Source organism: Dorea longicatena, from assembly GCF_024168045.1.
Taxonomy (GTDB): Bacteria; Bacillota; Clostridia; order Lachnospirales; family Lachnospiraceae; genus Dorea_A.
Genome location: NZ_CP100126.1, coordinates 2,486,838 through 2,499,601 on the forward strand (window position 1 = coordinate 2,486,838; position 12,764 = coordinate 2,499,601).

9 protein-coding genes are annotated in these 12,764 nt (G+C 42.4%); 1 reads left to right on the forward strand and 8 read right to left on the reverse strand.

Features of this window, described 5'->3' with window-relative positions:
- Positions 1 to 63: 63 nt before the first annotated feature.
- Entirely contained in the window at positions 64 to 3,345 is a 3,282-nt protein-coding gene (locus tag NKF87_RS11875) for a DUF5107 domain-containing protein (RefSeq protein WP_253583595.1), read from the forward strand.
- A gap of 96 nt (positions 3,346 to 3,441) precedes the next feature.
- On the opposite strand, the gene pfkB is transcribed toward NKF87_RS11875, so the two are convergent.
- The 8 genes from pfkB to uraA all read right to left on the reverse strand — a co-directional run bounded on the left by pfkB (position 3,442) and on the right by uraA (position 12,594).
- Entirely contained in the window at positions 3,442 to 4,371 is a 930-nt protein-coding gene (pfkB, locus tag NKF87_RS11880; RefSeq protein ID WP_226853274.1) for a 1-phosphofructokinase, read from the reverse strand.
- Positions 4,372 to 4,384: 13 nt separating this feature from the next.
- Positions 4,385 to 5,434, reverse strand: coding sequence for a galactitol-1-phosphate 5-dehydrogenase (locus tag NKF87_RS11885; RefSeq protein WP_253583597.1), 1,050 nt, complete (start codon positions 5,432 to 5,434; stop codon positions 4,385 to 4,387).
- Positions 5,435 to 5,436: 2 nt separating this feature from the next.
- Complete coding sequence (gene xylB, locus NKF87_RS11890; protein WP_253583598.1) at positions 5,437 to 6,957, reverse strand: xylulokinase; 1,521 nt, start codon at positions 6,955 to 6,957, stop codon at positions 5,437 to 5,439.
- A gap of 34 nt (positions 6,958 to 6,991) precedes the next feature.
- A complete protein-coding gene (locus NKF87_RS11895; RefSeq protein ID WP_028086382.1) occupies positions 6,992 to 7,843 on the reverse strand; it encodes a class II fructose-bisphosphate aldolase in 852 nt (283 codons plus the stop codon).
- Positions 7,844 to 7,910: 67 nt separating this feature from the next.
- The gene (locus NKF87_RS11900) at positions 7,911 to 8,678 is read right to left on the reverse strand and encodes a DeoR/GlpR family DNA-binding transcription regulator (protein ID WP_253583600.1); all 768 of its coding nucleotides are present in this window, start codon (positions 8,676 to 8,678) and stop codon (positions 7,911 to 7,913) included.
- A gap of 237 nt (positions 8,679 to 8,915) precedes the next feature.
- A complete protein-coding gene (locus tag NKF87_RS11905; protein WP_028086380.1) occupies positions 8,916 to 9,977 on the reverse strand; it encodes an NAD(P)-dependent alcohol dehydrogenase in 1,062 nt (353 codons plus the stop codon).
- Between the two features lie 176 nt (positions 9,978 to 10,153).
- Positions 10,154 to 11,188 carry a GntR family transcriptional regulator gene (locus NKF87_RS11910; protein ID WP_028086379.1) on the reverse strand — a complete coding sequence of 345 codons (1,035 nt, stop codon included), beginning with the start codon at positions 11,186 to 11,188 and terminating at the stop codon, positions 10,154 to 10,156.
- Between the two features lie 146 nt (positions 11,189 to 11,334).
- Complete coding sequence (gene uraA / locus NKF87_RS11915) at positions 11,335 to 12,594, reverse strand: uracil permease (RefSeq protein ID WP_161143923.1); 1,260 nt, start codon at positions 12,592 to 12,594, stop codon at positions 11,335 to 11,337.
- Positions 12,595 to 12,764 lie beyond the last annotated feature (170 nt).

Below are 12,764 nucleotides of genomic sequence, written 5' to 3' on the forward strand. Positions count from 1 at the left end.
TTCGCAGCTTTGAGATGGGAAAATCATCATCACATATTTATTATTTTCAAAGGAGAATCTATTATGAGTAATAACGTACACGTATGGGAAGAAAATGTAACCATCCCGACCTATAAAGTCTATCCACCGGAAAAGGGGCCTCTCTTTATCGAGAACCGTGCCTATCAGGGAAGTTCCGGCAAGGTCTACCCGCTTCCGGTAACCGAAAAAATCTCTGATAAAAAAGAAGATGTAAGCTACCACGCTATCTATTTGGAGAATGATTATCTGAAGGTTATGGTTCTTCCGGAACTCGGCGGACGTATCCAGAGAGCTTATGATAAGACAAACGGTTATGACTTTGTCTACTATAACCATGTGATCAAACCGGCACTCGTTGGCTTAACCGGTCCTTGGATCTCAGGCGGTATCGAATTCAACTGGCCACAGCATCACAGGCCAAGTACTTACAGTCCGGTGGATTATTACTATCAGGAACGAGAGGACGGCTCTGCTACCGTATATGTCAGTGAGATTGACAAGATGTACGGTACAAAGGGTATGGGGGCATTCACTCTCTATCCTGACAAGGCTTATATCGAGATCAAGGGACAGCTTTTTAACAACACCGATATTCCTCAGACCTTCCTCTGGTGGGCAAATCCGGCTGTTCCGGTCAATGACAATACTTACTCTGTATTCCCGCCGGATGTACATGCAGTTATGGACCATGGAAAACGTGCCGTATCTACATTCCCGATCGCAACCGGAGAATATTACAAATACGACTACTCTGCAGGCGTTGACATTTCCATGTATAAGAATATCAAGGTGCCGACTTCTTACATGGCTGCGCATTCTGACTTTGATTTTATAGGTAACTACGATGAAGGAAGAAAAGCCGGACTGCTGCACGTTGCCGACCATCACATCTCTCCTGGCAAGAAGCAGTGGACATGGGGCAACGCGGACTTTGGCCGTACATGGGACCGCAACCTTACTGATGAGGATGGACCATATATCGAACTGATGACTGGAGTATTCGCAGACAATCAGCCGGATTTCACATGGTTAAAGCCTTACGAAGAAAAGACATTTACCCAGTATTTTATGCCATATAAAAATGTTGGACGTGTGAAGAATGCTACGAAGGATGCCATGGTGAACTTTACAATTGAAGATTCTACAGCTACACTGCTTTTGTATACTTCCGGTTCTTATAACGGACTCACCTTATCTGTAGAAAAAGAGGGTAATGTACTTTACAGCAAGACCATTGACATTTCTCCTCTGCAGGCATTTGAAGATACTTTTACGACTGATACCAGTTCCACCGCAGGCTGCACAGTAAAAGTGACTGCTACAGATGGACATACACTTGTTACTTATACCGGACTGGAAGAAAAACTGGAGCCAATCCCGGATCCTGCTGTTCCTCTCGGCACACCGGCTGAATTGAAATCTACAGAAGAATTATTCTTAGGTGCACAGCATCTGGAGCAGTACCGTCATGCAACATATGAACCTGCTGATTACTACGAAGAAGGACTCCGCCGTGATCCAAGTGACATCCGTCTGAATAACGGATACGGTATGCTGCTTATGAAGCGCGGTGATTTCGCTGCTGCAAAGAAACATTTTGAAGCGGCCATTGAAAAACAGACCTGGAAGAATCCAAATCCATATAACGGGGAATGCTACTTTAACTTAGGTCTTGCAGAATATTTCTTGGGAAATGAATCTGCTGCCTATGATGCATTCTATAAATCTACATGGAGCCACGAGACGCAGAGCGCCGGATTCTACTGGCTTGCACTGCTTGCATGCAAAAAACACGAATATGAACAGGCGCTTACATTTGCAGAGCAGTCCATGATCCGCAACTGGCATAACATGAAGGTACGTGCATTAAAAGCTTCTATCCTTCGAAAGCTTGGACGTTGCAACAAAGATTTTCTCACTGAAAGTCTTGCAATCGATCCGTTGTCACTTGACTGCCTGTATGAAAAATCCGTTTCAGAAGATGATCTGAGCGGATGGATCAGCACAATGCGTACCTCTGCACATAACTATCTGGAAGTTGCTTTGGACTATATCAAAGCCGGACTTTATGAAGATGTGGTACGTATCTTGGATGCAACACCGGACAAGTCGCCTATGACCTGGTACTATATGGGTTATGCTTATGAAAAAGATGGTAAAAATGAAGCTGCACTGGATGCTTACCAGAAAGCAGAACATACCAATCCGGATTACTGCTTCCCGAACAAGATAGAAGAGATTCTTATCTTAAATGTTGCTATATCTGCACTTAAAAAAGTACCATATGCACATTATTATCTTGGATGCCTGCTGTATGATAAGAAGCAGTATGACAAAGCTGTAAATGAGTGGAAAGAAAGCATTTCCGAAAATCCGAAGTATGCTATGGCTTATCGTAATCTTGCGATTGCTTATTATAATAAATGCAAAGAACCTGCCAAAGCTCTGGATTATATGAAGCAAGCATTTGAACTGGATTCTTCTTATCCAAGATTTCTTCTCGAATACGACCAGCTGGCTGCTAAGAATAATGTTGCACTGGAAGACCGTCTGGCTCTGCTTGAGAAATATCCGGAGTTAGTCGAAGACAGAGACGTGCTGTATCTTGAATATATCACGCTTCTGAACGAGACCGATCAGTACGACAAGGCTCTGGATGCTTTGAAGGGACATACGTTCCATCCATGGGAAGGTGGAGAAGGAAAAGTCAGTGGCCAGTACCGCTATGCGCTGACTCACAAGGCTCTTGGGCTTATGAAAGAGAAGAATTATGAGGAAGCAATTAAGCTTCTTACAGATACATTTACCTATCCGGATAACTTAGGCGAAGGAAAACTTCCGAATGTTCTGGATAATATTGCGGAATATTATATCGGATGCTGCTATGCGGCCCTGAATGCGACCGAAGAAGCTGCCAGATGGTGGGAGAAAGCTTCTGTAGGACTGGATGAGCCATCGGCTGCTCTTTACTATAATGACCAGCCGTCTGATACGATCTTCTATCAGGGTCTTGCGAATGCTGCTCTTGGAAGAACAGAAAAGGCTGCTAAGTGTTATCATCAGCTGAAAGCGTTTGGTGAGAAGCATATCTTTGATGAAGTGTCTTATGATTACTTTGCGGTATCGCTTCCAGAGCTTGAGGTATTCCCTAATGATATTAAGCTTCGTAATACGATTGATTGTAAGTATCTGATGGCGCTTAGTGCGATCGGACTTGGGGATTATGAGAAGGCCCGTGATGGACTTGATGAGGTGCTTGCGCTTCAGGGGAATCATCAGGGGGCGATAGAGCATGTGAGGTATCTTGAAGAAATGGGTGTTTAATTCACCGCTTAGGATGCCCGAACAATAAAAAACAGAGCAATATCGTATCTCTAAGCAGAAGAGTTCTCATACGATATTGCTCGTTTTAGTATAACTTTATAGTCTCTTAATCTCAATTTGCGGTAAGATTCGCTCCATATCTTCTTTTACGAAGAATCCGGTCTCTTCTCTTAATGCTGCCGAGGCTGAGATTGCACTTGCAAGCCTTAATGTCTCCTGCACACTTAATCTCCTTTCGAATCCGAGTGCGAATCCTGCAATCATGGAATCACCGCATCCTACCGTATTTACCGCATCGATTCTTGGAACGATTGCCTGATATACGCCGTCTGCACAGATCAGAAGGGAACCGTCTGCACCAAGTGAGATAACTACGATCTCGATACCGGCTTCATGGATCTTCTTTCCTGCTTCGATCAGTTTTTCTCTTGTATCACAATGGCTTCCGGTCAGCATACGGATTTCATCAATGTTCGGCTTTACCATCGTTGGTTTTGCCTCGATACCCATCTCCAGAAGTTTTCCGCTCGTATCAAGAATGACCTTCTTACCTGCCTCTTTTACGATCGATACCAGTTTCTGATAAGCAGTTCCGTCCAGTCCCTTTGGCACGCTTCCAGACATTGCTACTACATCAGCTTTTGGTATTAATGTCTTAAATTTTTCGCAGAATCCTTCAAAGTCTTCTGCGGATACGGTAAATCCAGGCTCCAGGAATTCTGTCTGTACATGATTCTTTTCATCCCAGATATTGATGCACGAACGGCTTTCAGCCTCCATGTGATAGAATTCACTCTTGATGCCAAATGGTTTCAATGAATCTACAATGTAATTTCCTGCATGGCCTCCTGCAAATCCGGTTGCAACTACTTCAGCGCCTGCGATAGATGCAGGCTTTGACACATTGAGTCCCTTGCCGCCAGGTGTATAAGTGCACTCAGCCACACGGTTAACTTCTCCTACCTGGAATTCTTTTACTACATATCTTTTATCAATCGCTGCATTCAACGTAACGGTTAATATCATCGTACTTTGCCTCCTATGCTTCGCTGTCGATTAAGATCTTTCCTTTTACCAGTCCTCTTGTCTTGTACATCTCAAATGCACTTGCGATTTCGCTAAGCGGAATCTTCTTAAAGATGAAGGAATCGTCAAACTTCAGTTCTCCTGTCTTGAAGTAGTGTGCTACTAATTCCCATTCATGTCCCGGGAATGGTGCACTGTATGACATCCATGATCCTGTCAGGATAAATTCTTTACGGTTTAAGTTCTCCCACTCTTTTACAGAGAAGGTAACTTCTTTTGTAGGAGTTCCAACGCAGCATACCTGTGCTTTGTTGGCAGCTAACTGGAATGCCATCTTAATTGTGATAGAATTTCCTGCTGTCTCATACACATAATCATAGCCTTTGCCACCTGTAAGTGCCATAGCTTTATCCATGAAGTCTTCTTCCAATGTATTGATTCCGGCCGTTGCTCCGAGACGTTTTCCTAATTCCAGACGTTCATCAGAGATATCAAATACAACAACTTCTTTTGCTCCGAAGATCTTAGCCCACTGCATAACGAACATTCCGATGGTTCCGCCTCCAAGGATGGCTACTGTCTTTCCACCTTTGAATTCTACTCTTTCCAGTCCATGAAGTGCTACTGTTGCCGGCTCAAAGAATGCACCTTGTTCGAAGCTTACGCTGTCTTCGAATTTTACAGCATTCTTTTCAGGAACAACCACATACTCTGCAAAGCTTCCGAATTCTCTGGAACCAATGAAGCTATAATGTTTACACAGAGAGTAGTTACCCTTCTGACAGTCTTCACATTCCATACATGGTACAAGTGGTACACCTGCAACTCTGTCACCTGGTTTTACAGATGTTACGCCTTCTCCTACTTCTTCTACTGTTCCTGAGAACTCATGTCCCAGTACATTAGGGAAGAAATGGCATGCATCCCCATTGACACGTGGAATATCTGATCCACAGATTCCTGTATATTTTACTTTGATCAGTACCTGGCCTTTTTTTGGTACTGGTTTCTCGATTTCTTCATATCTGATATCTTCTCTTGCGTGTACGACTCCTGCTTTCACTTTTACATTCCTCCTGTTTTCTTCATGGTCTCTTTTAAGTTCTCATAGATTTCCAGATAGGTCTCATAATTCTTCTGGTAAATTGCATGTTTTTCCATATCAGGCTCGTGATGGCGAGTCTTTTTCACTGTAATCTTTACAGCTTCTTCAAAATCTTTATACATTCCGATTCCGACTCCGGCAAGCATAACTGCACCAAGTGTAGTCGCTGTATCGGAAGATGGTACGGTGATTGGTTTTCCTGTTACGTCACATTTGATCTGTGTCCAAAGAAGAGAGTTTGCAGATCCACCCATTGCAAGCAGTTCTTCCACTTTCGCTCCTGTCTTTTCTCCGATATCCAGGTTATGCTTTAATGAATATGCTACACCTTCCATTGCCGCACGGATCAGATGTCCTTTGGTCTTACTGAAATCAAGTCCGTAATATACCCCTTTTGCATTCGGATCCCAGATTGGTGAACGCTCCCCGGACATATACGGAAGGAAGATCAGCCCGTCACTTCCTGCCGGCACCTTCTCTGCCAATTCATTAAACTGAACAAGTGAGGATTTTCCACATTCTTTTGCGATACTTCTCTCATAATCCCCAAGTTCCTTTTCGATCCAGCGCATAACTCCGCCGCCTCCGACGGTTCCGCCCTGTAAGATCCACTGATTCGGAACTGCATGATAACTCAGGATCAGTCTTGGATCCGCAGCATACTCATCCAGACAGATACTCATTCCACCTGCTTGACCGCCCTGTTCCTGTGTCTCTCCCGGATGGATTACTCCGGAACCAAGTGTTCCGCAAGCCGCATCCAGTGCTCCGGCAACAACCGGTGTTCCTTCTAAAAGTCCGGTCTCTTTTGCAGCTTTTTCACTGACTCCGCCTACGATTTCCGAACATTCGTAAATGTCTGACAGAAAACTTTCCGGTATCCCAAGCTTCTTACACATCTCCATATTCCATGTACCAGTTCTCATATCAAAGCAGTGGAGACCATATCCTTGAGATTTATCCTGTGAACAGATTCCTGTAAAACGGTATACAATGAATGCGTTGGACTGTAAGATCTTGTATGTATTCGCATATACCTCCGGCATATTTTCCTTATACCACAGAATCTTTGCTGTAGAATAGGATGGCTGCATGGAATTTCCTGCCACCTGGAAAATGTTATCTGCACCAATCTCTACATTTAATCTGTCACAGATCGACTGCGCTCTGGTATCCATCCAGATTGGTGTATTCGTTAATACATTTCCATCTTTATCAATTGGAATAGCCGACCAACTCTGTCCATCCACTCCGATTCCTTTGATTTCTTCCGGCTTAACATTGCCCTTTTTCAGGACATCTCCAATCGCGCTGCATACCGCACTCCACCATTCATCCGGATTCTGTTCTGCCCATCCCGGATGTGGGTAATACACCTGATAACCACCATTTCCGCTGGCGATTACCTCTCCCTGTTTATTAAATACCGCAACCTTGCAGGCACTGGTTCCGATATCAACTCCCAATAATAATTCCCGCATAGGAACCTCCTTTTTGTATTCTCCGGATAAAGAATCACTCTGCTTTCCCGTCACACCCACATACTCTCATACGGTTCATAACCAGTTTTTTAACTGCTGCCATACCAACTTTTCCATATGCCTTTGGATCAAATGTTTCTGGTTTCTCTATGTATAATTTCTTACATGCATCTGTAAATGCCACACGCAGCTCTGTTGCAAAGTTTACTTTTGAAATTCCACGGCTTACACAGTCCGCAACATCTTCATCGCTGATTCCGGATGCTCCGTGAAGTACAAGTGGAATTGATACAACTTTTGCGATTTCAGAAAGACGTTCTTTATCAAGTACAGGCGTTCCCACATAAAATCCATGTGCAGTTCCAATTGCAATTGCCAGCGAATCTACGCCTGTTCTTTCCACGAATTCAATTGCCTCATTTACATCTGTATTTGTATCAGCTTCTGCTACCAGATCATCTTCTTTTCCGCCAACTTTTCCAAGTTCGGCTTCTACCGGAATACCTTTTGCATGTGCCATTTCTACGACTTTTTTGGAAACGGCAATGTTATTTTCAAAATCTTCTTTTGATCCGTCAATCATAACAGATGTATATCCATTTCCGATACATTCTTCTGCAAGTTCATAACTGCTGCCGTGATCCAAGTGCATGCATACCGGTACGCTTGCTTTCTCAGCTTCTGCTTTTACAATCGCTGCATATGTAGCACTTGTTCCGTATTTTACAGTAGAAGGGGTGGTCTGGATCATAACAGGCGCTTTCAATTCTTCTGCTGCTGCAATAATTGCTTTGACCATCTCCATATTCTCTGCGTTGAATGCTCCTACTGCATATCCACCTTTCCTTGCTTTTGTTAACATTTCTTTTGAAGTAACTAATGCCATTTTCTTTATCCTCCTGATATTCTTTTAAATTATTTACAGTGTTCATATTAATATAGAAGAAACTTCTCTATTTTTCCGAGTATATACATTTAATTCCCTTTTCTTCACAAGATTTCAATACTGCCTTCTGTGGTTTTCTGTCTGTGATGATCACATCTATACCTTCTGTGTCCATCACTTTGGCAAATGCAGATTTTTCAAATTTGGTAGAATCGATTGCCATAATCTTTGTATCGCCACGTTCAATCATCGCCCGTTTGGTTCTTGCAAACTCATCTCCGGTATCATAAAATCCTTCCTCCGGGTCAAATGCTTTGCAGGATGCGATGGATTTTTCCACTTTATATTCTTTCACTCCTGCGATTGTTGCTGCTCCGATGGCTGCGAGAAATCCTTCTTTTAAACTTCCTCCAAGAGAAATCACATTCCAGTCCGTCATATCTGATACCTCTATCAGAACTTCTATAGAATTGGTAACGACTGTAAGATTTCTCTTACTCTTCAGTGCTTTTGCAATGTATACGGCAGTGGTACTTGCATCCAGTAAAATGTGTTCTCCGTCTTCTACCATACCGGCTATCAACTCTGCAATTTTCTGTTTTCCTGTTGCATTGCTTTTCTTTCTGACGTTGAACGGCATCTCCACATTGTTATTCTCATTGAGCACAGCCCCGCCATAACTCTTTGTACATAAACCTTCTTTTTCCAGACGTTCCAGATCTCTTCGAATCGTCTCTTCAGATACTTTATATAACTGGCTGAGTTCTCCGACAACAACTTTCTTATCTTCCTGCAGTTTTTCCAATATACCGTTTCGCCTTTCTATTGCTATCATGGCTATCTTTCTCACTCCTCCTTTTACCTGAATTCTTATTCTGTTCTATTGTGGTTTTTTGTTTGTTAAATCTTTGTTTTTCTTTGTTTTATCTTGTTTCTTGTTGTTTTTAAGTTGATAATACTAAAAAAGCCACACAATGTCAATAGCATTGTGTGGCTTTTTCTGGTTTTTATATTCTTTTTTCTTTACACCAATAACTTTCGCATATGAACTGACGTTTTCTGCTGATATGATCTACGCTTCAGCATCCGGATTGATCTGAATCACTGCTTTTACAATATCTGCTTTATTATTCACGCTGTAATCCATAGCTTTCTGTGCTTCATCTAATGGGAAGATGTCTGTAACGATTCCCTTAAGATTCACTTTTCCGGAAGCAACCGCATCGATTGCAAGTGGATAAATATGACGATAACGGAATACTGTCTTGAATGTCAGTTCTTTATCCAGTGCAAGACTTACAGGAAGTGTAAGTTCTCCTGTTTTGCTGTATCCAACCAGAACAATTGTAGATCCCTTCTTCGCAATATGTATAGCCTGTGACGTTGTAATCTGTGTACCTGCTGTCTCGATTACAATATCTGTTCCAAGACCGCCTGTCAGTTCTCTCACTTTTGCGATCACATCTTCTTTTGCTCCGTTAATGACACCAGTTGCTCCAAGTTCCATTGCTTTTTCCAGACGCTTATCCATGATATCAACAACGTATACTTCTGATACACCTCTTGCTTTTAATGCCATCAGTGATACAAGTCCGATACATCCGGCTCCCATAACAACTGCTTTCTGTCCAAGATGTGCATCGCCCTGGATTGCTGCATGGAATCCAACAGCCAGAGGTTCGATCAAAGCTCCTTCCAATGTGCTTACATTATCTGGCAGTTTGAAGCAAAGTCCTGCCTCATGTGCTACATACTCCTGAAATACTCCATCAACCGGTGGTGTTGCAAAGAATACAACATCCGGACACAGATTATATTTTCCTTCCTTACAGAATTCACAGTGTCCGCAGGTTTTTCCCGGTTCCAGTGCAACTCTGTCGCCAACTTTCAGATGTGTTACATCTTCTCCTACTTCTACCACAACGCCCCCAGGTTCATGTCCCAGTACAAATGGCGGCTCAACCACATAATCTCCAATTGCCCCTGTCTCATAATAATGAAGATCGGAACCGCAGATTCCTACATAATCCAGTTTTACTAATACTTCGTCTGCCTTTGGTGTTGGGATATCACGTTCTTCAAAGCCCATTTTCCCAATTCCGTTCATCACTGCAACTTTCATTTTTCCATCCATGAAACCGTTCCTCCTAGACTTTATTAAATCTTTTAATAATGTACTTATATTATCATCCACAAGGCTAAAATTGTCAAGATAATTTTGCCGTTTTATTTCTTAGATCGAGGTCTCATATTTCTCCAAAATCATCTATCAAATCCTTTTCTTTTTCATGAACTATATTTGTGAACTCTTTATTTTATGATTTTCCCTCTGATGAGATAGCTCTCTGCTTTCCAACCGCTTCCGAGTTCTGACTGTTCTTCTAATCTCTGATATATCTTTCTTGCCGACTCTCTAAGATTTTGCACACATACCTTTACCGGATAGCGATCCGATCCATCGAAATCATCGATCGTACCGATGATATATTTTTTCTCCTGACTCATCATCTCCCATAAGGATTCCGATATTCGCTGTGCAATCTCACCTGCCCCACAGACGATCATCCCCTGTGGCATCTTCTGAATCTCTTCTTTTACTCGTTTTACCGATTCTTCTTCGATTTTCCTGTCTCTTCTCCATGGTATTCTTACCACACCGCCATCCGGACAATTCTCCGTAAATGCAGCTTCCCTTTTTCTTACATTACTGATGCTCCGGTTATCCCATCCCACATACAGATAATTTTCTCCCGGAAATTCTACGCTTTTCAACAGGCTCTTCACGGCATCTACATTGTCCAGAAACACAGCATCTGCATACGGCAGTGCATCATCTGCATCAAAAAAGACCATATTCATTCCAATACTCCGCAAACGCAAAAGTTTCTCTCTGTCTACTGTCTGGTCATCCTGCCATACTACCACGTTTCTGATATTTCTCGTATACAAACGGTACAGACAATCTTCCAACGTTGCTCTTTCCGGTACCTCTACATATAGTAATAATGTATTTTTTTCCCATGCCTGCTTTTGAAATTCTGCAATAAAATTTGCAAAAAAAGGATTCCTCGATGGTGCCGTAAGCGCCACAACATCCAAAGGATTTGCATTTCCATAATTTTTCAATGTCACCCGTGTTCCATTTCCCACTTCGCGGACAATCAGATTTTCCTTTTCCATAAGCTCCAGTGTTTTTCTCACCGTAATACGGCTCACTTCATAGTCTGTAGATAACTGTCTCTCCGATGGAATCTTTTTTCCATCCTTATATATGCCTTCATATATTTTTTCACATAATGCATTCTTCAGATCCAGATATCTGAGTTCATTCATTTCATTTCCCATATTCCTGTCTCCATTTCCGTCTCTTCTTAATGGTATTATACCAAGATACCATCATATTCTCAAGAAAGGTTCTACATAAAAATTACCCGTCTCACTGATTTTTGTGAAACGGGTAATTTTTATATTACACTTTCTTAAAGAATACCTTACGCTTTCCGATCATTGGTAAGCTTTAATTTATCTAAGATATAGAATATCAGGCTAAGTGCCATGGCAACAACACATGCCAGAACCATTCCTGTTAATGACACGGTTCCGATATTCACAGATATTCCGGACAGACCGGTTACAAATACAATGGATGTTAGCATCAGGTTTCTGGATCTTCCATAATCTACTCTGGAGTCTACCAGAATACGAAGACCCGATGCTCCGATCATACCATATAAAAGGAACGAGATTCCTCCGATAACCGGTCCCGGAATTGTCTGGATCATCATCGACAATTTCCCAACAAATGAACAGATAATAGACAGGACTGCAGCCCCGCCGATTACACGAACGCTGTATACTTTTGTCACTGCCATAACTCCGATATTTTCTCCATACGTAGTTGTCGGTACTGATCCGATCAGTCCGGATACCATTGTCGAGAAATTATCCCCGAACAGGGATCTGTGAAGTCCCGGGTCTGTTAACAAATCTCTTCCGATAATTTTGCTTGTTACAACCTGATGTCCGATATGCTCGGATGTGATAACCAACAGTACCGGAAGGATCATAAGGATTGCACCCATATCGAACTTTGGCGCCTGAAAATTCGGGATTGCAAACCATGAAGCTTCTACTACCTGTGTAAAATCCAGGATTCCGCATGCCAACGCTGTCAGATATCCTGCGACTACTGCAATCAGGATCGGGATAACTGATAAAAATCCTCTGAATAAAATATTTCCAAATACCGCAACCCCCAGCGTCACTGCAAATACAAGTACATTCTTTGGATCGATCTTATCCTCCAATAAGCCTGCGTTACTTGCGGCAGAACTTGATAATTCCAGTCCGATCAGCGCAACAACCGGCCCCATAGCTGCCGGTGGAAGCACAATATCGATCCACTTCGTTCCACATTTGTAAATAATAAAGGACAGGATACATCCGCAGAATCCAACTGCTACAAATCCTCCCAGTGCATACGGATACCCCATCTTACTGATCACGACACCAGCTGGTGCAAGGAATGCAAAGCTGGATCCTAGATACGCCGGTGACTTCGCTTTTGTCACCACGATAAAGATCAGCGTTCCCACACCGTTCATAAAAAGTACGATCGCTGGATTGATTCCGAATATGAACGGAACCAGCACCGATGCCCCAAACATCGCAAACATATGCTGGATACTAAGTGGCAGCAATAGTTTCAATGGTACTTTTTCTTCTACCTGGATAATCTTATGACTTTCCATAGTTCATTTTCCTCCTCTTTTTCCTTTGTCTTAAAAAAGAGGTATGAGAATTACACATCTCATACCTCTTTATCTAAGATTTCACTCTTCTGATTATTTTAACATATCCGTTTTATATGCGGAAGTGAAATCCTCGTTTTTCATATATGTTTTTATATGACAAAATTCAT